The organism is Caballeronia sordidicola, assembly GCF_002220365.1.
GTDB lineage: Bacteria > Pseudomonadota > Gammaproteobacteria > Burkholderiales > Burkholderiaceae > Caballeronia > Caballeronia sordidicola_C.
On sequence record NZ_MTHB01000029.1, the window covers coordinates 1 to 21561 of the forward strand.

General features: G+C 60.5%; 20 protein-coding genes, 1 pseudogene and 1 riboswitch. Of the genes and pseudogenes, 11 read left to right on the forward strand and 10 right to left on the reverse strand.

The features are described from left to right. Positions 1-535 precede the first annotated feature (535 nt). Positions 536-707, forward strand: a riboswitch (FMN riboswitch). Positions 708-818: 111 nt separating this feature from the next. From BSU04_RS04295 to BSU04_RS04320, 6 genes and pseudogenes are all read left to right on the forward strand, one after another. Next, positions 819-1325 carry a 6,7-dimethyl-8-ribityllumazine synthase gene (locus BSU04_RS04295; protein WP_089159482.1) on the forward strand — a complete coding sequence of 169 codons (507 nt, stop codon included), beginning with the start codon at positions 819-821 and terminating at the stop codon, positions 1323-1325. Positions 1326-1381: 56 nt separating this feature from the next. Further along, a pseudogene (locus BSU04_RS47350) lies at positions 1382-1585 on the forward strand (type II toxin-antitoxin system RelE/ParE family toxin); the annotation flags it as partial. A 111-nt stretch (positions 1586-1696) separates the two neighbouring features. Next, positions 1697-2938: an MFS transporter gene (locus tag BSU04_RS04305; RefSeq protein ID WP_089159437.1), complete on the forward strand. Its 1242-nt coding sequence runs from the start codon at positions 1697-1699 to the stop codon at positions 2936-2938. Between the two features lie 156 nt (positions 2939-3094). Beyond that, complete coding sequence (locus BSU04_RS04310) at positions 3095-3577, forward strand: low affinity iron permease family protein (protein WP_089159438.1); 483 nt, start codon at positions 3095-3097, stop codon at positions 3575-3577. A gap of 22 nt (positions 3578-3599) precedes the next feature. Next, the gene (locus tag BSU04_RS04315) at positions 3600-3788 is read left to right on the forward strand and encodes a hypothetical protein (RefSeq protein ID WP_089159439.1); all 189 of its coding nucleotides are present in this window, start codon (positions 3600-3602) and stop codon (positions 3786-3788) included. Further along, entirely contained in the window at positions 3778-4080 is a 303-nt protein-coding gene (locus BSU04_RS04320) for a hypothetical protein (RefSeq protein WP_144021117.1), read from the forward strand. The genes BSU04_RS04315 and BSU04_RS04320 overlap by 11 nt, the downstream gene beginning before the upstream one ends. Here BSU04_RS04320 and BSU04_RS04325 read toward each other — a convergent pair. Next, entirely contained in the window at positions 4074-7313 is a 3240-nt protein-coding gene (locus tag BSU04_RS04325) for a PAS domain S-box protein (RefSeq protein WP_089159441.1), read from the reverse strand. The genes BSU04_RS04320 and BSU04_RS04325 overlap by 7 nt on opposite strands. A gap of 237 nt (positions 7314-7550) precedes the next feature. Continuing rightward, positions 7551-8048 carry a DUF421 domain-containing protein gene (locus tag BSU04_RS04330; protein WP_089159442.1) on the reverse strand — a complete coding sequence of 166 codons (498 nt, stop codon included), beginning with the start codon at positions 8046-8048 and terminating at the stop codon, positions 7551-7553. Positions 8049-8356: 308 nt separating this feature from the next. Here BSU04_RS04330 and BSU04_RS04335 point away from each other — a divergent pair, with 308 nt between their 5' ends. Next, positions 8357-8644, forward strand: a complete 288-nt coding sequence (locus tag BSU04_RS04335) for a DUF6723 family protein (RefSeq protein WP_256982139.1) — start codon at positions 8357-8359, stop codon at positions 8642-8644. 228 nt (positions 8645-8872) lie between these two features. Here BSU04_RS04335 and BSU04_RS04340 read toward each other — a convergent pair whose 3' ends face one another. The 8 genes from BSU04_RS04340 to ehuR all read right to left on the reverse strand — a co-directional run bounded on the left by BSU04_RS04340 (position 8873) and on the right by ehuR (position 18177). After that, entirely contained in the window at positions 8873-10258 is a 1386-nt protein-coding gene (locus tag BSU04_RS04340) for an aspartate aminotransferase family protein (protein ID WP_089159443.1), read from the reverse strand. Positions 10259-10296: 38 nt separating this feature from the next. Beyond that, complete coding sequence (locus tag BSU04_RS04345; RefSeq protein WP_089159444.1) at positions 10297-11775, reverse strand: NAD-dependent succinate-semialdehyde dehydrogenase; 1479 nt, start codon at positions 11773-11775, stop codon at positions 10297-10299. A 155-nt stretch (positions 11776-11930) separates the two neighbouring features. Beyond that, positions 11931-12401: an Lrp/AsnC family transcriptional regulator gene (locus BSU04_RS04350; protein ID WP_089159445.1), complete on the reverse strand. Its 471-nt coding sequence runs from the start codon at positions 12399-12401 to the stop codon at positions 11931-11933. Positions 12402-12403: 2 nt separating this feature from the next. Further along, positions 12404-13444 (reverse strand): N(2)-acetyl-L-2,4-diaminobutanoate deacetylase DoeB, encoded by a 1041-nt coding sequence (doeB, locus tag BSU04_RS04355; RefSeq protein WP_089159446.1) that lies wholly within the window; start codon positions 13442-13444, stop codon positions 12404-12406. Positions 13445-13446: 2 nt separating this feature from the next. Then, positions 13447-14679, reverse strand: a complete 1233-nt coding sequence (gene doeA / locus BSU04_RS04360) for an ectoine hydrolase DoeA (protein WP_089159447.1) — start codon at positions 14677-14679, stop codon at positions 13447-13449. Positions 14680-14688: 9 nt separating this feature from the next. After that, positions 14689-15681 (reverse strand): cyclodeaminase, encoded by a 993-nt coding sequence (locus tag BSU04_RS04365; protein WP_089159448.1) that lies wholly within the window; start codon positions 15679-15681, stop codon positions 14689-14691. A gap of 1 nt (position 15682) precedes the next feature. Then, positions 15683-16657, reverse strand: a complete 975-nt coding sequence (gene eutB / locus BSU04_RS04370) for a hydroxyectoine utilization dehydratase EutB (protein ID WP_089159449.1) — start codon at positions 16655-16657, stop codon at positions 15683-15685. A gap of 122 nt (positions 16658-16779) precedes the next feature. Then, positions 16780-18177: a MocR-like ectoine utilization transcription factor EhuR gene (gene ehuR / locus BSU04_RS04375; protein ID WP_089159450.1), complete on the reverse strand. Its 1398-nt coding sequence runs from the start codon at positions 18175-18177 to the stop codon at positions 16780-16782. Positions 18178-18399: 222 nt separating this feature from the next. Here ehuR and ehuB point away from each other — a divergent pair, with 222 nt between their 5' ends. The 4 genes from ehuB (at position 18400) to ehuA (ending at position 21553) form a co-directional block, all read left to right on the forward strand. Continuing rightward, the gene (gene ehuB, locus BSU04_RS04380) at positions 18400-19269 is read left to right on the forward strand and encodes an ectoine/hydroxyectoine ABC transporter substrate-binding protein EhuB (RefSeq protein ID WP_089159451.1); all 870 of its coding nucleotides are present in this window, start codon (positions 18400-18402) and stop codon (positions 19267-19269) included. 76 nt (positions 19270-19345) lie between these two features. Beyond that, a complete protein-coding gene (gene ehuC, locus BSU04_RS04385) occupies positions 19346-20014 on the forward strand; it encodes an ectoine/hydroxyectoine ABC transporter permease subunit EhuC (protein ID WP_089159452.1) in 669 nt (222 codons plus the stop codon). Next, positions 20011-20670 carry an ectoine/hydroxyectoine ABC transporter permease subunit EhuD gene (ehuD, locus tag BSU04_RS04390; protein ID WP_089159453.1) on the forward strand — a complete coding sequence of 220 codons (660 nt, stop codon included), beginning with the start codon at positions 20011-20013 and terminating at the stop codon, positions 20668-20670. Before ehuC ends, ehuD begins: the two co-directional genes overlap by 4 nt. Before the next feature lie 58 nt (positions 20671-20728). Further along, positions 20729-21553: an ectoine/hydroxyectoine ABC transporter ATP-binding protein EhuA gene (gene ehuA, locus BSU04_RS04395; protein WP_089159484.1), complete on the forward strand. Its 825-nt coding sequence runs from the start codon at positions 20729-20731 to the stop codon at positions 21551-21553. Positions 21554-21561: the final 8 nt, after the last annotated feature.

Sequence of the window (21561 nt, forward strand, 5' to 3'; positions counted from 1 at the left end):
CTAATTTGGTGGTTGGTTGTTCGCGGATAGCGCGGGGTGAACCTTGGGCAGGTTCAGTCACTGGTGGCGAAGCGTGTCAGAACCCGTGTACGGAGAAGGAGGGGTTCACACATCCGTGGCTCTGGCGAGCACCGTGCTTTTGGGGCACCTATGAATGGAAACTGCACGCTGTGGACACTTAGGGTAGCGTGGTTTGAAAGCGTTTTCTTTGCTTCGTTTCTTTGTCGCTTTGGACAAAGAAATGACGCGCCGCCACGCGCAGTGGCTAATAGTGCTAAAGAAATAAGCCAACTCAAGCAGACCACTAACACTAACAGCAGCAACCCGGCATTGACCCAGACCGCTAACCCAGGAACCTGGCAACCCGGCACTGACTCCGACCGCTAACACCACAACCTGGCACCCCGACATCAACCCCCAACCGCTAACCCGCGACCGCCAGAACCCCAAACCCCGTCCACCGGCGTGAGCGAAAACCCAATTGGTATCGGCGCATCTTTAAAAATCGTGATAATTTACGTTCCGTTCACTTAGAACGAGTTCTCGGGGCGGGGTGAAACTCCCCACCGGCGGTGATCGCGTACAGCTTCTGCGCGTAGCCCGCGAGCGCTTTGTGTTTCCCCTGAAAGCATGGCGAAACACAAAGGTCAGCAGACCCGGTTTGATCCCGGGGCCGACGGTCATAGTCCGGATGAAAGAGAACGGGACGGCGTATGTCCACTTGCGCGAAAGCATTTGCTGCATTTGCTGCATTTGCTGCATTTGCGCTTGCGTGCCATGCCGTCCTTCGCCCTGTTCACACAAACAGGCTTACATTCATGACGCTCGCAACAACTCTCGAAAATAATCCCGCCGTTAGCTCGGCAGCCAAGCCGCGTGCGCGTATCGCATTCATCCAAGCGTGCTGGCATCGCGACATTGTCGACCAATGCAAAGCGTCCTTCCTCGATGCCATCCAGGCACAAGGATTCAGCCGCGACGACGTCGACCTCTACGAAGTCGCCGGTGCCTTCGAAATCCCGCTGCACGCGAAGCTACTTGCTCAACGTGGCGACTACGCGGCTATCGTTGCCGCAGGTCTCGTGGTGGATGGTGGCATCTACCGGCATGAATTCGTGGCGCAGGCTGTCATCACCGGCTTGATGCAAGTGCAACTGGAAACCGGCACGCCGGTCTTGTCCGCTGTATTGACACCCCATCACTTCCACTCGGGCGAAGAACACACGAAGTTCTTCCGCGAGCATTTCGTCGTGAAGGGCGTTGAAGCGGCAACCGCTTGCGCCGATACGATCCGCAAGGTCGCAGCGCTAGCGAACGTCCGGTAACGGCGGCCAAATGCGCAAAGCAAAAAGCGCCACGCGGTCATTTCAGTCCACGTGGCGCTCTTCACGCACTCCATGAGGGTATCGCCACGCTTCGCGCTTCACCCTTTACCTGCCGAAAAGCGCAGCCGAATCTTCCCTTTCTGCGGGAGCAGATCATTCCTTTCGGACGATCTGGATAGGTAGCGCTTTTCGAAATAGACGACAGCGACACAGTGACGATCTTGGCGGTACGACATCAGTTAGAAGACGACTACTATTAGCCGTGCGTGACGAAACCTTTGGCGTAGCTGAACGTAAGCGCAAGATCCGGGGCGTATCGAACGCCTTCGCACACCATGATGGTCAGGCCGCCTTCCAAGGAGCCTCACGTCATGCATTCTTCGTCAAACCATCGCATCACCCTGCCGCCCGCATTTCACCGTTTAGCATGGTCGAACCTGCTTGCACAATCCGCCGAGCAGATCAGTCTTGCCGCCGCGCCGCTCGTTGCCGTATTCCTGCTGGGTGCAAGCGCCGCGCAAACCGGCCTGCTGCAAACCGCCCAGACCCTGCCATTCCTGCTGCTCTCGTTGCCAATGGGTGTCTATGCCGACCGTCACTCGCGACGCGCCCTGATGGCAAGCGCAGAAGCGGTTCGCGTACTTGCAATGATCACGATCCTCGTGCTGATCGGAACCCATCTGCTCACACTACCGCTGCTTGCAGTTTGCGGTTTTATCGGCGCGGCGGGTACGGTCGCTTACAGCGTCGCGGCACCATCCCTCATTCCATCTCTCGTGCCTCGGGCTGCGCTGCCGGCTGCAAACAGCCGTATCGAATTGGCTAGAAGCGTCGCGTATTCGGCGGGGCCGGCGATAGGCGGGGTGATCGTGGGCTCGGTCGGCGCGGGTTGGGCCTACGCGTTAGCGACCATGTTGTCGGCCTTCGCCGTTGCACTGCTGCGCGCGTTGCCCGTCTCAGCGCATCTGCCCAGGACGGGTAGGCATTTCCTCGCTGAGCTCCGCGAGGGCGCCGCTTTCGTATTCCGCGACCCGCTGCTCCGCCCCATTCTCCTGACCGCGGTTTTCTTCAACCTGGGCTATTTCGTGTTGCAGGCGATCTACGTGGCTTACGCGGCGCACCACCTGCATATGTCGTCATGGGTGATCGGCGTGAGCCTGGCGGCCTATGGCGCGGGCATGGTGGCCGGTGCGCTGGCGGGACCCGCCGTGTCCAGGCGAATTTCCTTCGGCCGGACACTCGTGATCGGCCCTGTATGCGGCTTCCTGGCATCAGTGCTGATGAGCGCTACATTGTTTTTCCCGCAAGTATGGATGGCTTGCGCGAGCTTCTTTTTGCTTGGCGCCGGGCCGGTACTGTGGACGATAGGGTCAACCACCCTGCGTCAGGCGATCACACCTCACGCCATGCTCGGCAGAGTGTCAGCCATCATGAGCACAGCAACCTATGGAGCGCGTCCCGTTGGCGCACTGCTCGGTGCAGCCCTCGCAACGCAAACAGGCGTGGGCGCGTGTCTGCTGGTGTCGAGCGTGGCTTTCGCGATCCAGTTAGGGGTGATTGTTCTGTCTCCTGTCACGCAACTGTCGGCGCTTCCCGAAGGCGCAGCGTCTTGATCAGAAGTGGGGCGCGGCTGCTCGGTGAATGAAGCCTGATGGCCCTCACGTGTCTCTGTCCGGGCGCGATATCTTCAAACTTCAAGCGCCTGCCTATCCGGAATGCTTCTTGCTCAGGCTCTGACGACACGAAGCAAGGATAACCAGGAGAAAGCGATGCGAAAGGAAACTTCGCCCCCATTGCAATCGTCAACGGACGCGCTGGACACAGTCCCTGACACATCGAGTCCTGCGTACGCGACCCATCACCCTGTTACCCGCGCCTTCGATATTTTCGCGAGCGCCGTGACTCGCTGGACCGGCTCCCCCGTGGCGTTCGGCCTTGCGGTAATCAGCATTGTGGTCTGGGCCGTGACCGGGCCAGTTTTCCACTACTCGGAAAATTGGCAACTGGTGATCAATACCGGGACGACCATTGTCACCTTCATCATGGTGTTCCTTATCCAGCAAAGCCAGAACAAGGACAGCGTCGCGCTTCACCTGAAACTCAATGAGTTACTTGCGTCTCACCGGTCTGCGGACAATCACCTGATCGGCATCGAGGATGCCTCTGAAGAGGAGCTCCGGCGACTTGCAGCCGCTTATCTCCGGAAGGCGGCCGGCGAAGATGAGGCCCCCGTCGCGAATGCCTCCTCTTAGTCGCTGTGCGTAACGAGTCGCTGTGCGTGATGCGGAAAGGGCCCTGCTGCCTTTCTCGAACAGCCATGAGTTGGCAGCATTGTCCGGCGTATCCAGCTGGAACGGGGGTCATGTGAACGAGAAAATACGTCGACTGATGGCGCAGATCAACGTGCTGGAAGATGAGCTGAGAACCGTCGTGCATCAGGCGGAAGTGCCCCTTGCTCCATAGCATGGACGGCAAGCGCATCACGTTCGACAAGGCGGTCAGGCAGGTACATCGGCGCTCGAAGACAGGGATGCTGCAGTGGCTCTTCAAGAGCCGTCCCTCCACTGCCGTGGTTGCGCCTTTCATCTACGGGTTGATCGTGCCGTTGCTGTTCCTCGACCTCGGCTTGAGCTTGTATCAGGCGACCTGCTTTCCCGCGTACGGGATCAACAAGGTCAGGCGTTCGGACTATATCGTGATGGACCGGCTGCAACACGTTCAACCGTTTGCCCGAACGCGTGGCAGCCGTCATTGAACCTGCCGCAAGACCGCAGCCAAGCTCACGGTATCGTAGGGCTTTCGCAAGACAAAGTATCCGGACACCCTCGAAACATGATGGTTACCGGTTGCGAATATGACCGCCAGGTCACGGCGCAAAACACGCGCTTGTATGGCGAGCTCTTCGCCCGACATGCCCGGCAAGCCGATGTCCGTGATGAGCAGATCGACCGCCTCCTTTTGCATGAGCGCCAAAGCCGCTTGTGCGTTGGCGGCCTCGTGGACCACGTGCCCAAGCACCGCGAGCAACTCACTCGTATTGGAGCGAATCAGGTCATCGTCTTCAACGAACAAGATGTTTAGCGCGCGTCCGGCAGGCGCGCTGAGCGTGACTGCCGACGGCACGCTTGAAGGCGCCGGCGCGTCCGTGAGCGCGGCGTGCTGTTTTTGGTTTGCGAGCACGTGCCGGATCTTTCTGGCGAGCGCCTCCCGCGTGTAGGGCTTGCCGAGCAATTCGACTCCGGCATCCAGCCGGCCGCCGTGAACAATCGCATTTTCCGTATAGCCTGACGTGAACAGCACAGCTATGCCGGGAATGAGATGCCGCGCACGGCGAGCTAACTCGGGACTTCGCAGTGGGCCCGGCATGACGACGTCGGTGAACAACAGGTCGATCGACACGCCGCTTTCGATGATCGCAAGCGCACTGCTGGCGTCGCTCGCCTTGAGCACGCGATATCCCAGTTCGGACAACATCTCCACCACCGTCACCCGGACTTGCTCGTCGTCTTCCGCCACCAGGATCGTCTCGGCGCCACCGAGCACCGGCGTGCTTTCCATCACCCCCCCTAGATCCTCCTTGTCGTGGGTCCGCGGTAAATACAACTTCACCGTCGTGCCCTCGCCCGGTTCGCTGTAGATCTTGACGTGTCCACCGGACTGTTTAACAAAGCCATAGACCATGGAGAGTCCCAACCCCGAACCCTTGCCCTCCGGTTTGGTGGAGAAGAACGGCTCATAGGCCTGGGCCAGCACTTCGGGTGTCATCCCGCAGCCGGTATCCGTCACCGCGAGCATCACATATTGCCCGGCGCTCACCTCGGCGTGATCGAGCGCATAGCGGTCGTCGAGGAAAGCGTTGCCTACTTCAAGGGTCAGCTTGCCCGCGTTGTCCATGGCATCGCGCGCATTGATGGCGAGATTGAGTACCGCGTTCTCGACCTGGGTGGGATCGACGAATGTATTCCACAGGCCGGCGGAAACAATCGTCTCGATCTCGATGGCTTCGCCCAGGCTACGCCGCAACATGTCTTCCATGCCCGTGATGAGCCGTCCGATCCTGATCGTCTTCGGTTCGAGCGCCTGCCGGCGGCCGAAGGCCAGCAACTGACTCGCCAGCTTCGCGCCGCGGCTCACGCCGGCAAGCGCATTCGCCAGGCGCCGCTCTGCCCGCTCGCTGCCCGCCACGTCCGACGCAAGCAGCTGCAAGTTGCCTGAAATAACCTGCAGCAGATTATTGAAATCGTGCGCGACGCCGCCGGTGAGCTTGCCGATCGTTTCCATCTTTTGCGCCTGCTGAAGCGCCAGTTCGGTACGCCGCAGCGCGTCTGCCGCTTCGCGATCCGCGGTGATGTCGCGCCCCACGGCATGGATGAAATGCTCATCGGGCACAGCCGTCCACGACAGCGTGACATACGCGCCATCCTGCCGTTGGTACCGGTTGATAAACTTGAACGTGCGGATCCCCTCGCTCAGTTCGCCCAATTCGGCGAGCGTCGCAACCCGGTCATCGGGATGCACGAACTCCAGGAATGAATGGCCGATAAGGTTCTTCTCATCCCGGCCCAGGATCTGCTGCCAAGCCGGATTCACCGCCACGATGTTCGACTTGAAATCGGCGACCAGCATCATGTCGGTGGAGAGCCGCCACATGCGCTCCCGGTCGGCAACACTTTCCGCCACCTGCTGTTCGAGCGTCTTGTTCAGGCGCTCCAGCGCCCGTGCCGCGGACTTCTGGCCTTCAATGTCGGTATTCGTGCCGATCCAGCGGACGATGGATCCCGCGTTGTCGCGAATCGGCAGCGCTCGGGCGATATGCCAGCGGAACACGCCGTCGGCTCGTCGAATGCGGAACTCGAATTCGTAGGTCGTGCCCGATGCCACCGCGTCGGCCCACTGTCCGGCGGCGGCCTGCAAATCGTCACCATGAATGATGTTGCCCCACGCCTGGCCGTCCAGACTGCCCTGCGCCGCGCCGCTGTACTCGTAGACCCGGTCGTTGAACCAGTCGAGTTCGCCGTCGCTTTGCGCCGACCAGACCTGGTTGGGCATGGCCTGGGCGAAGGTGCGGAACTTCTCCTCGCTTTCATGGACGGCGCGCTCGGCGACCAGGCGGTCCGTCACGTCGGTTCCCTGGATGAAGATGCCGATTACAGCGCCGGCTTCGTTGCGTACCGGCTGATAGACGAAGTCGACATAACGCTGCTCTGCAGGCGCCCCGGGGAGCCGATTGAGCACGATGGACTGCGCACTGCCCGAGACGGGCATTCCAGAGGCGTAGACCTGGTTCAGGATCTCTACAAACCCTTGCCCGCGCAGTTCGGGCAATCCTTCTTGCACCGGTTTTCCCAGGATTGTCCGATCCCCAACCAGTTGCGTGAAGGATGCGTTCGTCAATTCGATGACGTGTTCGGGGCCGGTCAGCATGGCCATGAATCCGGGTGCCTGCTCGAACATCCGCCGCAGCCGCTCGCGCTCGCCGCTCAGCCAGCGCTCCGCGCGCACCTTTGCGGTGGTCTCCACCACGATCGCGATGACCGCGACCGGCACACCCTGCTCGTCGCGAATGGGCGAGTAGTCCAGGTTCATCCATACTTGCTCGCCGCGTCCGTGGCGGTGCAGCGTGAGCTCCTGATCTTCGTATCGCAGCGTTCGGCCGGCCAGGCCGACCTTCATCACGTTGTCGTTGAAATCCGCGATCTCGGACCACCCTTCCCGCACCTTGGAGCCGAGAAGCTGGGGATGCCGGGCGCCTGCGAAAACGGAATAGGCGTCGTTGTAGAGCATGACGCCATCCACCCCCCAGAGCGTCACGATCGGGACGGGCGACTGCAAAATCAGGGCGATAGTGCCGGTCAGCGTCTGCGACCAGTCTTTTACCGGTCCCAGTGGCGAAGCGGACCAGTCTCTGGATGCGATGATCTTGGCGACTTCGCCACCGCCCTCCAGGAAGGCGTGATTCAGGTCGGCGATCGGTTGTCTTTCGTTCATGTCCAGGAATCGATAAGAAACGTTTAACCGCACGACGCGCTTAAGCGTTGCAGAGTTTGACACGTCAGTAGATAGACATTTATTTTACCTTCCAAAATCCGCTCGTAGAGGGCCGCAGGGGCTTCCGGCACAGATTTCCAACCTGCCGCGCCTGGGGATGATTCTTGCTGCCAGCAGTCTCCTGGCCCGATCCTTCCCCGCTCCCGGCTAGCGTAAGACCGAGCCCCGCAGACTTCCCTAGTGGGTGCCCTTGTCGCGGATCAGGCTGATTTCCCCGTTGCGTTCGAGCGTAGCGGCGCGCACGCCGGACAGGTCGTCGGCGCCCAGTTGTTGCCGCGCTGTTTCGAACAAGTCGGTTCGCGTAATGAGCGCAGCGGACATCTGCTTCTCGTCGAAGCGGCCATCGCGATACAGCTCTCGTTCGGCGCCGCCCACGAGCCGCTCAAGCGTCGGCGAATGCAGGCAGCCCCATGCAAGCACGCGGTGCAGCACGACAATCACGACAGAGGCAACCACCGTCGGAATCGCGGGCGAAGCACCACGATTCGCGCGGCTCATCGTCGCGCCAAGAAGTATCGCGACGACATAGTCAAACGGAGAGCGCTGGCCGAACGAACGCCGGCCGCAGATTCGAATACAGACCAACGCGCCCATGAAGGCAGCGGCCGCGCGAGCCGCCATTTGTAGCGAATCGAGGTCTTGGCCACTGCCGAACGCTGCGATGAGGGCGTTCATGTGCGCTCCTGTCTGTTTGGCATCTCGTGAATCGAAGCATGCCGCACGCGTCCAGATAGCGCGGATTTTGAACACTCGAACGACCGCCGGACGCGGTGCATTTCGCTGTCCACCGTCACCCTGCCTACGCCCCGGCTTACGGGCAAGAAGCGTACTGCGAGCGCGGACTGGTAATTGCTAAACGATAAATGTTGTGCAATTGCAGTGAACATCGTGATGTCCGCGGACAGGAAAAATCGACCGCTTCAGCGCTCGGCCGGACACACGCCATGCCTGTTTATGGACACGATTGAACCACGTAAAAAGCCATGAAAAAGCCGAAAATTGTCCTATCCGTGAATCAACTGCAAAGCCGGGGATCAGGCGAACACATGCACCCGGATGACTTCGCCGTGTACGCGTCGTACCAGATCAACGCCGGTGGATTGTTTGTAGGAACGCTAAAGGTTATTAGAAAAACCGACGGCCGCCTGTTGTTCCCGTTCCAGGGAGCGCCCGTGCTGGGACCATACCCTTCGCGAGAAGAGGCGCGCGAGGCGGCAGTGATGCGCGGCGAACAGATAGTCGCAAGCGATATCGTCAATCCGGAAGAGTGAGAGAAGCGCGCCAGCCGGAGACACGCTCTGCTGTGCGCGAAAATGCTGCGTCGCAATAGAGCCTTTCATTCACTCTTTCATTCACTCTTTCAAGCGCCACGGAGAACGCGGTCGTGTCGGCCTGGGCAATGTCGGCGCAAAAATTCGGCACAAAAAAGACCGCCGGGCAAAACCGGCGGCCTGATTTTTCAACACCAGACGAGATCGTGATGCAGCGGTAATGCGACGTTAAGCGATCGTCTGCGTGGCGACTTCATCCACTGCTTCGCGCACGATACCGACGATCTCGTCCACATCTGCCCGCGTGATCACGAGCGGCGGTGCAAACCCGAGGATGTCGCCGTGCGGCATGGCCCGCGCGATCACCCCGCGCCGCAATGCGGCCGCCGAGACCTTCGGCCCGATCTTCAACGCTGCATCGAAAGGCTTGCGGCTTGGCTTGTCCGCCATGAATTCAAGCGCGGCCAGCATGCCGGTCTGGCGCACTTCACCCACTAGCGGATGCTGGTCGAATGCAGCATGCAATTGCGCGCCTAGATAAGCCCCGACATCCGCGGCGTTCTGCGTCAGGTTCTCACGTTCGAGAATGTTCAGGTTCGCGATAGCGGCCGCCGCGCAAATGGGGTGGCCCGAATAAGTCCAGCCGTGTCCCATCGGGCCATGTTCCTGTGAGCCCTTCTCGATCACGTCCCACACTCGTTCACCCACAATCACGCCCGACAGCGGCGCATAAGCGCTGGTGAGACCCTTCGCGACGGTGATCAGGTCCGGCTGCATGCCGTAGTGCTGCGCGCCCATCTTCGACCCGAGCCGGCCGAAACCGCATACCACTTCATCGGAGATCAGCAGGATGTCGTGCTTCTTCAGTACTTGCTGGATCGCGGCCCAATAACCCTCCGGCGGCGCGATGATGCCGCCGGTCCCCATCACCGGTTCGCCAATGAACGCAGCAATCGTGTCGGCGCCTTCCTGCGCGATCAGCTTCTCGAGTTCTTCCACGCAATACGCGACAAACCGCGTTTCGTTCATGCCGGCCGGTGCCTGCCGGTACCAGTGCGGACAGACCGTATGCTTCACGCGATCGACCGGCAAATCGAAATGCTGATGGAAGCTCGGCAAACCGGTCAGGCTGCCCGTGACGATGCCCGAACCGTGGTAACCACGCTGACGCGAGATGATCTTTTTCTTGTTTGGGCGACCCAGCACGTTGTTGTAGTACCAGACAATCTTGATCTGCGTTTCGTTCGCGTCCGAACCGGACATGCCGTAATAAACCTTCTTCATCCCCGCCGGCGACCAGTCGATAATCCGCGACGACAGCTCGATGATGGTGTCGGTGGAATGGCCCACATACGTGTGGTAGTACGCCAGCTTCTTGGCTTGCTCGTAGATCGCCTCGGCCACTTCGGTACGGCCATAGCCAATGTTCACGCAGTACAGGCCTGCGAAAGCGTCTATATAGCTCTTGCCCTCGTGGTCTTCAATCCGGATACCCTTCGCTCCCCGAACGATCTTGCCGGGAAGAGCGCCGCTTGCGTGATCGTGCGCATGGGTCGACGGATGCATGAAGTGTGCACGGTCTTCGTTGAACAGTTGTTCGAGTTGCTGTGTCATGAGTTGCTCCTTAGATTCCTGTCATTGCGTTAATTCCACTAAGCCGTGACGCTGAGCGGCAAGCCGAGGTTACCGAGGCAAAAATATTTGATTTCGACGAACGGCTCGAAACCCTCCGCTCCCCCTTCACGGCCGAGGCCCGACGCCTTCATGCCGCCGAAGGGGATAGGCGCGCCGGTGAACTTGACGCCGTTGACCGAGATCATGGCGAACTCGAGCCGGCGCACCAGTTGAAAGATCGTGTCCATGCGCGTGGCGCAGATGTAGGCGGCCAACCCGTGCTCGGTATCGTTGGCTCTGGCCACCACTTCGTCCAGCGTGTTGAACGACGATATGGCCGATGTCGGCGCGAAGTTTTCTTCATCGTAGATACGCATGCCGGGCGCAGCGTCGGCGACCACGGTAGGCTCGAAGAACCACCCGCCAAGCGCATGCGCTTGCCCGCCCACGGTAATCCGCGCGCCCTTCGTCCGGGCGTCGGCCACGCGAGCGGCGGTGGTATCGAACGCGGCCTGATGCATCAGCGGTCCCACCTCGACGCCTGCCTCGAAGGCAGTCCCAACCTTCAACCCTCGCACCGCTTCGCTGTATTGATGAACAAACCGTTCATACAACGGCGCGGCCACGAAGATGCGGTTCGCCGCGCAACAATCCTGTCCCGACGTCTGGAACTTCGCGCCAATGGCCACCTTGACGGCCTGATCGAGATCAGCGTCCTCCGTGACGATGAACGGCGCGTTGCCGCCAAGTTCCAGCGCCAGCTTCTTGATACCCGACTCGGCCGACGCGCGCGCGACGAGCCCACCCACACGAGTAGATCCGGTGAAGCTGACGGCCCGCACGCGCACATCGCGTACCAGTGTTTCCATCGCCATTTGCGGCTCCCCCAGCACGACGTTGAATACGCCCGCTGGAAACCCCGCTTCTTCGGCCAGTTGAGCCAGCGCAAGCGCCGAGAATGGGGTTTCGTGCGCGGGTTTGACGATCGCCGTGCAACCCGCGGCAAGTGCGGCGGCAGCCTTGCGGGTGATCATTGCCACCGGGAAATTCCACGGGGTGATAAGTGCGGCGACGCCGACCGGCTCCATCACCGTGCCGAGGTGGGCACCATTGACATGCGTGGGGATCGTGCGGCCGCAGAGGCGTTTAGCATCATTGGCGTACCACTCGACGAAGCTCGCCGCATACGTGATTTCTCCCCTTGACTCAGCCAAAGGCTTGCCCTGTTCCAGCGACAGAATGCCGGCCAGATCGTGCTGATGACGCAAGATCAATTCGTGCCAGCGCAGCAGGATCGCGCTGCGGCGCTCTTGCGGCACCCATCGCCAGGATTCAAACGCATGGTGTGCGGCGCTAATCGCCGCTTCTATTTGCGCGCGATCCAGCATGGGCACATGACCGATCACTTCCTGGTCGGCGGGATTCTGCACGGCGATCGTTGCCGCGCTGTCGCTATGGATCCAGCGGCCATCTACATAACAAAGCGACTTGAAAAGGACGGGATGACCCAGCAACATGAGAGGCTCCTGATTGCACTGTATGACGTCCATTTTCGTCCTCGCCGCCGCGCGATTTTTTCGATGTGACCCGCTAGGCATGGCGTTTTTTCTGTCCTGCGGGCCCTTTCCGCGATATTTCCTGAGTTTTTCTTGGGGTTTGCCTCGGGTTTGCTTTATTCCCAGTCCGGAACGCTGTCCGGCATGCTTTTTACAACCTTCGTGACGATGTACGTGAAATAGCGTTCGATCCCGATTTCATCCATCAACAGGGAGTCAATGAAGCGCTGGTAATGATCGATATCGCGCGATACCACATGCAGCACATAGTCCACGCCGCCGCCCGTCGCATAACATTGGACAACTTCCGGCGCGGCCAGCACGCGGTCTTCGAAGCGCCGCATGTCGTGCGCGGTGTGTTTTGCCAATGTCACTTCCACCACAATCCGGCTCGCCTTGATCACGCCCACCCAATCGAGCTCTGCCCGATACCCCTTGATGACACCGCTTTCCTCGAGTTTGCGCACACGTTCCCACGCAGGGGAAATCGATAGGTTCACCTCCTCGGCGAGCCGCGATTTCGTGATGCGCCCATCACGTGCAAGGATCCGCAGGATGGCGATGTCGTAGCGGTCGAGATTGATCACGATCAGACGGCCACGGGAATATGACGTTCCACCAGATCGGCGACCACCGCTACCGTGTCCCCGATCTGGACCAGTCCTGGGAAGTGCCGCGCGGCCAGCAAGCCGCTGCGCCGCGCCAAATATTCAACTGCCGGCGCACCAGTACGCGTGGCGTCGTAGACACGGGCCAGCACATCGCCCTCATCAACCAAGTCCCCCAGATGACGACACATTTCGAGCAGGCCGCTATGCTCGCTCGTGGTGTAGCAAGTGCCGTCCGGCATGTCCAACAACGTCGTCGTCCGGTTGTTGCCCCGCAGATCGTCCCGCGGCGATATCCCTTCCCGGTCGATGACTCCCGCGTGCGCGAGAAAGCCGTACACACCCCGCTCGGCAATCGCGACGCTTGCGGCCGTCGCCGTTCCGCCGCCGCCGAGTTCGGTGGAAACGAACACTTTCCCCGCTTCTTCCACCGCGGAATCGAACAGTCCGACGCTATCGAGTTCGAGCATGCGCATGGAATAGGGCGCGCCGAACGCACGCATCGCGGCTTCGCATCGCGCCTGCTGCTGGGCGTCAGGCAATACGTGAATGGCGGCAAACGGCAGGAAATCCAGCGTGCGGCCACCTGCATGAATATCGAGTACGTAGTCGGAAATGGGCAGCAAATGGCGCTGGAAATAATCCGCTATTTTTTCTGTGACGGTGCCATCCGGCTTGCCGGGAAAAGTCCGGTTGAGGTTGCCCGAATCCACCGACGAGGTGCGCGTGCCGGCCTTGAATGCCGGATAGTTCATGAAGGGCACGACGATCACGCGTCCGGTGACATCGCTTGCCTTGAGCGTTGACGCAAGCTTGGACAGCGCGATCGGCCCTTCGTATTCATCGCCATGATTGCCGCCCGTCAGGAGCACGGTCGGCCCTTCGCCGCGCTGGATCACGGTAATGGGAATCATGATGGCGCCCCACGCTGAATCGTCGCGCGAATACGGCAGCTTGAGGAACCCGTGCTGCTCGCCAACGGCCGCTAGATCCACCGTCGGCGTAATGGGTGACGCACGCATGGCTACTCCTTCACGAACAATTGTCGAGGCGTGTTGCAGAAGGTCTCCACGCCCGTGCTGGTAATCAGGATGCTCTCCGTGATCTCCAGGCCCCAGTCGTCGAGCCACAGCCCCGGCATGAAGTGAAACGTCATGCCGGGTTCGAGGACCGTCTTGTCCCCCGGACGAAGACTCATCGTGCGCTCGCCCCAGTCGGGCGGGTAGCTCGCGCCGATCGGATAACCACAGCGGCTGTCCTTCTCGATTCCGGATTTGCGCAGCACCGCAAAAAACGCGTTGGCTATGTCTTCGCAAAGATTGCCCGGCTTCGCCGCCGCAAGTCCTGCTTCTATGCCCTCCACCACGGCCTTTTCTGCATCGATGAAATGTTGCGGCGGACGGCCGAGATAGACCGTGCGCGATTGCGGACAGTGATACCGCCTGAAGCAGCCGGCAATCTCAAAGAATGTTCCTGCGCCCTTCGTGAACTCGGAGTCGTCCCAGGTCAGATGCGGCGCGGCTGCATCAGAACCTGTCGGCAGCAAAGGTACGATCGCGGGATAGTCTCCGCCATATCCCTCTACGCCCGTGATGCCTGCCGAATAGATTTCCGCGACAAGATCGCTCTTGCGCATGCCTGGTTCGACCCGCTCGAGAATGCGTGCGTGCATCTTCTCGACAATCCGCGCGGCAACTCGCATGTACTCGATCTCGCGAGGCGACTTGATCGCCCGCTGCCAGTTGACCAGGCCCGTGGCGTCGACCCATGTTGCCTGCGGCAGATGATGCATCAATGATGCATACGCTGCCGCGCTGAAATAGTAGTTATCCTTCTCCACGCCTATTCGACATTTATCCCAGCCACGTGCAGCAATCACTTCACGCGATAAATAATCCATAGGATGCCGAACTTGTGACTGTACGTAGTGGTCAGGGTAGCCCACTATCTGGTCGTGACGCATGAAAACAGTGCGCTTCGCGCCGTTCGCGTCCTGTCCGCGACCGAACCATAGCGGCTCCCCTTCCATTGGCAAGAGCACGCACTGGTGCACATAGAACGACCACCCGTCGTAGCCGGTGAGCCAGCTCATGTTGGTCGGATCGGAGACAATCAGCAGATCGACCTCCGCTTTTTGCATCGCTCGCCGCGTCTTGGCAATGCGCGCGTCAAATTCGCTTTGTTCGAAATACAGGCGTGCGGCGGGTGCCGCTGCGCGTCTTTCTTGCTCTTGTGCTTGTTGCGTCATGAATGACATCGTCCCCTCTCAGAGCGTCACGTCGTTGTTAAAGATGATCCCTGCCTTTTGCCCGCGGGCGCGTTGCAACGCCAATGCGGCGATCGCCGTGTCCTGTGCACCAGTTCCCGTCAGGTCGCAGATGGTGATGTCCTCGTCATGCGCGCGTCCCGGACGGCTACCCGCAATGACATGTCCCAACTCGGCAAAGCCGGCGTCCTTTGCAATAACACCAGCCTCGATAGCGTGATGAAGCTCGCCGAGAATGCGCGTTTGCTGAAGACGATCGCAGACATAGCGCCCGGCGACGAGAACCGCCGGCGCGAGCTCGTTCTTGTGTTCGGCATCAGATCCCATCGCGGTGATATGCAAACCCGGGTGCAGGTCTTCAGCGTGTATCAACGGGCTTCGGCTTGGTGTAGTCGTGATGGCGATATCGGCAAGCGCAAGCGCTTCATGCACACTTGGGGCTACCTCGCCGCGAATTCCTTGCAGACCCTTCGCAAAGCGCCGCGCACGTTCCATGTCACGTGCCCAGACAGTGACGTGGTCGATCTCGCAGACCAACCGTAACGCCTCCAACTGGAGGCGTGCCTGCTCGCCCGCCCCGATCACGGCCACACGCCTAGCACCCTTGCGTGCGAGCCAGCGCGCGGCGACCGCGCCCGCCGCAGCGGTGCGAACCGCGGTGAGATAACCGTTGTCGAGCAGCACGGCCTCGGTCAATCCGGTGCGCGCCGACAACACCAGCATCAGGCCGTTGAGACTCGGCAAACCGAGCGCAGGATTGTTGAAGAATCCGGGACTGACCTTGATGGCGAAGCTATCGAAACGCGGCAACCACGCGGTCTTTACATCGACTTCACCGGCATGCTCGGGAAGGTCGAGACGAAGGACCGGCGGCATGGCCACGGCTTCAGTCGCGAGTGAAAGAAATGCTGATTCAACCTGATCGATCGCGGCGAGATCAAGTGGCACGAGTGCACGCAACTGCGCTTCGCCGACGAGTGTGATGGCGGACATGTCAAGCCTCCAGGATCAGCTGGCGATGCAGGCCGATATCGATATTCGCGCCGCTCATGACCAGTACGGCCGGGCCGCGCATAAGATCGGCGCGATCGATACGTCGGTCGAGTAAAGCGGCGATGCCCACCGCCGCCGCCCCTTCGATCACAAGCCGTTCTTCGCGATACGCATGCACGATCCCGCGCGCAATAGACGCTTCGTCCAGCAGCACGACGCTATCGGCGAGTTCTCGTGTCAGCGCGAAAGTATGTTCGTTGTCCAGGCCGATCCCGCCGCCCAGCGAATCCGCAAGCGTCTCGACTTCGTCGACAAGCACGGGGCGCCCTGCTGCGAGACTCGCGTGCATCGCGGCGCCGCGTTCCATCGTTACGCCGATCATCGCGACGTCGGCACAGATCCGCTTGGCGGCAAACGCGACGCCGCTGAACAAGCCGCCGCCCGACAAGGGCACGACAATGCTCGCCGTGTCCGGCAATGCCTCCATGATCTCCAGGCCGATAGTCGCCTGCCCCGCAATCACATTGAGGTTGTCAAAAGGCGGGACGAATGCAAAGCCCTCATCGCTGGCAAGACGCAACGCCTGCGCCTGTGCTTCATCCTGACTCTCCCCCGCGATCACGACACGCGCGCCGAGCGCAGTGACGGCATCGACCTTGTTCTTTGGCACCAGCGCCGACATGCACACGGCAGCCTCCATGCCGAGTGCACGCGCGGCATATGCGATGGCACGTCCATGATTTCCCGTCGATGCAGTCACGACCCTGGCGATGCCGCGCTCCGCGAGATCGGCCAGCGCGTTGGTCGCTCCGCGCAGCTTGAAGCTGCCGGTCGGCTGCACGGTTTCGAGCTTCAGATAGACTTCCGTGCCGGCGATCCGCGACAGCGACGCTGACGCGAGCAAGGGCGTGTGTGTCACACGCCCCTCGATACGGCGGCGCGCACGATAGACATCGGCAAGCGAGAGAACAGGCATGAACGCAACCGCATGGATGAAGTCGATGCGATCGAGTCTAATGTCCTAAAAAGCGCTTTTTAATGTCCTAGTTCAATCGATACGGCAGGTGCCTGACGTCGACGCCCGGTCAATTGCCGGGGTCAACTGAAGTCGTGCACATGCGGGTACTGCTCGAACACTTCGCCGATGGTTTCAAGCGCGGTTTTAAAGGTGTGATCCGTCACTTCGGCGCCCACGCACAACCGCACCGCGTTCGGCCTCTCGGCGCCACGCACGAGGAACGGATCGGGCGATGTCACCGCAATATCCCGGTTGCGCAACTCGCGCGTGACGCGGTCCGCTTGCCAGTAATCGGGCACCTTCAACCAGGCAGACAACGCCTGCGGATGACTCCCTAGCAGATAACGGCCGAGCACCTCTCGAACCATTGCCTGCCGGGTCCCAAGGCGCTCACGCTGCACCTGGACCAAGTGTTGCGCGGTCCCGTCCATGATCCAGCGCGTGGCGACCTCGGCCATGGGCGAAGTCGCCATCCAGCTGCTTACGCGCAGCACGCTTTCAGCGCGCAGCGCGAGGCGTCGCGGCATGGTGAGATAACCGATCCGCAAGCCGGTCAACACTGACTTCGTCATGCTCGTGCAGTAAAACGACAGCTCTGGAATCAGACTGGAGATAGGCGTCTGCGTCTTGGCCGGTAACGCGCCATAGACGTCGTCCTCGATCACGTACACGCCATAACGCTCGGCAATGCGTGCAATCGAGCGGCGACGCGAATCCGGCATCAGGGCGACCGTGGGGTTGTTCAGCGTCGGGGTGCAGACCAGCGCGCTGACACGCTCGCTGTCGCACATCTCTTCGAAATGTTCGGGACGTATGCCGTATTCGTCGATCTCAAGACCTTTGAGCGTGAAGCCCAGCACATTGGCCGAGCCAATTACGCCATGGTCAGTCAGGCTCTCGCAGAGTACGGTGTCGCCGGGGCCGACGAACGATGCCAGCGCCAGGAAGATGCCATGGGCGGCGCCGTTGGTGACCAACAGTGTTTCGGGATTCACCGGCATGCCGAGCGTGGCGAGCCATGCCGCGCCCGCCTGGCGGTGATGATCAAAACCGGCAATCGGCCGAAACGCGCGTATCCATGGTTGATCCTCCACCGTGGCAAGCGTCGCGCACACCTTGCGCCACATGGCATCGTGCTCAGGGGTATGCACGATCCGCGCTATGGAAAAGTCGATGACCTCGCGCTCGGCAGTATCGAGCATGTATTTCGACATGGTCTCGGTCACGCGCGCCGCGACGAAGCTGCCTCGCCCCACCTCGCAACGAATCAGCCCTTGGCGCTCCAGTTCTTTATAGGCGTTCGTCACTGTCTGCACGCTGATAGCCAGGTCCGCCGCGACCTCGCGCTGCGGCGGCAGGCGAGCGCCTGACGCAAGCGTGGCGCTTTCGATATCCGCCGCGATCGCTTTCACCAGACGTTTGTATTTCGACTCGACGCCATGCACTGCACGCACTGCGTCACGCCACCGCTCGTTCACGTTCGCCTCCGTTCAGTAGCTCCCATAGTGGCGCAGAAGCGGCCGCAAAAATTATTGTCCTAGAGCAATTGGAACAAAAATATGGCTTTGTATGCTGCGTTCATGGCGGTGTAACGCAGCCTCGAAATTGGAATAAAACCAAGGGTTTGCGAGCATTTTCGCCACTAGTGCCGCGCGGACGCGGCGCAATCAACCACGCTACGGAATCGGGAACGGATCGACATGAAACTCAAACGAGTATCTGGAATGGTGGGAGCGCTGTCCATGCTGTGCATTGGGGCAGTAGCGGCGGGGTTGGTGGCCCATTCAGCGGCGGCGAACGCTGAAACGACCTTGCAGCGCATTCAGCGCACGGGAGAAGTGCGCATTGGCTACGCAAACGAAAGCCCCTTTGCGTACACCACGCCGGACGGCACCGTCACCGGCGAGTCACCCGAGATTGCGAAGAAGGTGTTCGCCAAGCTCGGTGTCAACAAAGTCGATGCCGTCCTGACGGAGTGGGGCTCGCTCATTCCCGGATTGCGCGCGGGACGCTTCGACGTGATTGCAGCGGGCATGTACGTCACGCCGGAGCGCTGCAAGCAAGTCGCGTTCGCCAACCCTCAATACCAGATCAAGGACACCCTGCTCACGCTGAATGGCAACCCCAAGAACCTGCGGAGTTACGCTGACGTAGCCAAAAACCCCGACACAAAACTGGCTGTCATGGCGGGCTCGGTCGAGTTGGGCTACGCACGAGACTCCGGCGTGAAGGACGGGCAATTGCTGCAAGTACCCGATACCACCGCGCAGTTGCAGGCCGTGCGTGCAAGCCGCGCCGACGCTGCCGCCGGCACGGCATTGACCATGAAGGGGCTTGCCGCCAAGGCGGGCCCGACGGTGGAAGCCATCCCCAAGTTCACGGACGATCCCAAGCACACCGGTTACGGCGCGCTGGCGTTCCGCCCGGACGACACGGACCTTCGCGACGCCGTCAATCAGCAACTGAAAGCGTGGCTCGGCACGCCGGATCATCTCAAGACAGTGGCCCCGTTTGGCTTTGACAAAAGCAACCTCACGGACAAGACCACCGCGCAACTTTGCGGCGGCTGACCGCCTTCGTTTGACGAGCCGGCATGTGCCGGTCATCACCTCCTCTTACCGCCTCAAGCCTTAAGCGAGGAATGCCATGGGCGACTTGCATGAACTCTTGCCCCTGTTGATGAAGGGCACGCTCGTCACCGTCGAGATTGCGGTGTCCGCAATCTTGCTGGCAATTGTGATGGCCGGCATGGCGACCGTCCTGCGCGCGTCGACATGGCGCATTTTGCGCTGGACCGCCAACGCGTACGTCGAAGTATTTCGCGGTACGTCGCTACTGGTACAGCTATTCTGGCTTTTCTTCGTGTTGCCCTTGCCGCCATTCAATCTGGAGCTGACGCCGCTCACCGTTGCCATCGTTGGGCTTGGGCTGCATTACGGCGCCTATGGCTCCGAGATCCTGCGCGGTGCATTGCGTTCAGTACCAGGTGGACAATATGAAGCGGCGCTTGCGTTGAACATGCCCGCGTCGACCAGGATGCGGCGCATTGTCTTGCCACAGGCCATGATCAACGCGTTGCCGCCCGCCACGAACCTGATGATCGAATTGTTGAAAGGGACCTCACTGGTTTCGTTGATCACCCTCTCCGACCTCACCTTCCGCGCACGCCAACTGGACGAAGCGACCTTCAAGACCGCTGAAATCTTTGCGCTGACGCTGCTGATCTATTTCGTCATGGCGCAGATCGTGGTCACCATCATGCGTCATTTCGAACGCCGCGTCAGTCACGGCATCACGCAGAGGATGGCGAAATGAACTCCTTTTTCGACATCAAGTATGCAGTGCACATCCTGCCCGAGTTGCTGCGCGCATCCATGTACACCATCGGCATCACGCTGGTCGGCTTCGCAATCGCGCTGGTACTTGGCCTCGTTCTCGCTATCCTGCGACGCAGCACCATTGCGCCGGTCGCACGGGTGACGGGCTTTTTTGTCGAGTTCATTCGAAGCACCCCGTTGCTGATCCAGGTCTATGTGCTGTTCTACGTGGCACCGCTCTACGGTCTCACGATGTCGGCGCTGAGCGCGGGCACGATCGGCATTGCGGTCCATTACGCATGCTACGTGTCCGAGGTTTATCGAGCGGGATTGAACGGCGTGGCGCGCGGACAGTGGGAAGCGGCTTGCGCATTGTCATTGTCGCCATGGCGCACGTACAGCGGCGTCATTCTTCCGCAAGCGATCCGCCCGGTCATTCCAGCGCTCGGCAATTATCTGGTCGCCATGTTCAAGGACACGCCCGTGCTGTCGGCCATCACGGTGGTCGAGCTGATGCAGCAGGCGAAAAACATCGGCTCGGAAACGTTCCGCTATCTCGAACCGATCACCATGACCGGCCTGTTCTTTTTATTGATCAGCGTGACGTTCGCCTCGGGCGTGCGTCACCTCGAACGTCGCGTGAGATTGCCATGACACATGTTCTATTCGAACGACCGGCAGGGGCATGCTGATGGAACTCCAGGAGAAGCAGATGAAACGGGATCTCGACCCCGCGCTCGGCGCAAACGCTGTCGCACCCAACGTCCAGCCGATGGTGCGCTTTGCCGGCGTCACGAAACGCTATGGCTCGCTTACCGTCCTGGATGCACTCGATCTGGAGGTCGCCCGCAATGAAAAGGTTGCGATCATCGGCCCAAGCGGGTCGGGCAAATCCACCTTGCTGCGCGTGCTGATGACGCTCGATCCGCTAAGCGACGGGGTGATCGAGGTGGAGGGCGAGCCGCTCACGCACATGCGCCGCGATGGGGTGCTGGTGCCTGCATCCGAACGGCATGTCCGCGAAGTGCGCCGCAAGATTGGCATGGTGTTCCAGAGCTTTAACCTGTTCCCGCATATGACGGCGCTGCAAAATACGATCGAGGCCCCGCTGCGGGTACTCGGCATGTCCAAGCGCGATGCGAACGAGCGTGGCCGGGAGCTGCTGTCCATGGTCGGGCTCGACGACAAGTGCGATCACTTCCCGTCGCAGCTATCAGGCGGGCAACAACAGCGCGTAGCCATTGCGCGGGCGCTGGCGATGCGGCCGAAAGTGATGCTGTTCGACGAAGTGACCTCGGCACTCGATCCGGAGTTATGCGGCGAAGTGCTGAACGTGATTCGGAGGCTGGGCCACGAGCACGATCTCACCATGCTGATGGTGACTCACCAGATGGGTTTCGCGAAAGAATTCGCGGACCGCGTATGTTTCTTTTCGCAAGGCAAGATCATTGAACAGGCGCCGCCGCAGCAGTTCTTCGGAGCACCGCAACATGAGCGCACGCAGCAGTTCCTGCGTGCTGTCCGGGAAGCGACCTAGCGTGAATC

What these genes read in the sequence shown, in the direction of transcription:
- BSU04_RS04365 (WP_089159448.1), bottom strand. Translation starts at nt 15,681, where the DNA reads ATGTCCGCCATCACACTCGTCGGCGAAGCGCAGTTGCGTGCACTCGTG.
- BSU04_RS04340 (WP_089159443.1), bottom strand. Translation starts at nt 10,258, where the DNA reads ATGACACAGCAACTCGAACAACTGTTCAACGAAGACCGTGCACACTTC.
- ehuA (WP_089159484.1), top strand. Translation starts at nt 20,729, where the DNA reads ATGAAACGGGATCTCGACCCCGCGCTCGGCGCAAACGCTGTCGCACCC.
- BSU04_RS04335 (WP_256982139.1), top strand. Translation starts at nt 8,357, where the DNA reads ATGAAAAAGCCGAAAATTGTCCTATCCGTGAATCAACTGCAAAGCCGG.
- eutB (WP_089159449.1), bottom strand. Translation starts at nt 16,657, where the DNA reads ATGCCTGTTCTCTCGCTTGCCGATGTCTATCGTGCGCGCCGCCGTATC.
- BSU04_RS04310 (WP_089159438.1), top strand. Translation starts at nt 3,095, where the DNA reads ATGCGAAAGGAAACTTCGCCCCCATTGCAATCGTCAACGGACGCGCTG.
- doeA (WP_089159447.1), bottom strand. Translation starts at nt 14,679, where the DNA reads ATGTCATTCATGACGCAACAAGCACAAGAGCAAGAAAGACGCGCAGCG.
- ehuB (WP_089159451.1), top strand. Translation starts at nt 18,400, where the DNA reads ATGAAACTCAAACGAGTATCTGGAATGGTGGGAGCGCTGTCCATGCTG.
- BSU04_RS04345 (WP_089159444.1), bottom strand. Translation starts at nt 11,775, where the DNA reads ATGTTGCTGGGTCATCCCGTCCTTTTCAAGTCGCTTTGTTATGTAGAT.
- ehuD (WP_089159453.1), top strand. Translation starts at nt 20,011, where the DNA reads ATGAACTCCTTTTTCGACATCAAGTATGCAGTGCACATCCTGCCCGAG.
- ehuC (WP_089159452.1), top strand. Translation starts at nt 19,346, where the DNA reads ATGGGCGACTTGCATGAACTCTTGCCCCTGTTGATGAAGGGCACGCTC.
- BSU04_RS04325 (WP_089159441.1), bottom strand. Translation starts at nt 7,313, where the DNA reads ATGAACGAAAGACAACCGATCGCCGACCTGAATCACGCCTTCCTGGAG.
- doeB (WP_089159446.1), bottom strand. Translation starts at nt 13,444, where the DNA reads ATGCGTGCGTCACCCATTACGCCGACGGTGGATCTAGCGGCCGTTGGC.
- BSU04_RS04330 (WP_089159442.1), bottom strand. Translation starts at nt 8,048, where the DNA reads ATGAACGCCCTCATCGCAGCGTTCGGCAGTGGCCAAGACCTCGATTCG.
- BSU04_RS04305 (WP_089159437.1), top strand. Translation starts at nt 1,697, where the DNA reads ATGCATTCTTCGTCAAACCATCGCATCACCCTGCCGCCCGCATTTCAC.
- BSU04_RS04295 (WP_089159482.1), top strand. Translation starts at nt 819, where the DNA reads ATGACGCTCGCAACAACTCTCGAAAATAATCCCGCCGTTAGCTCGGCA.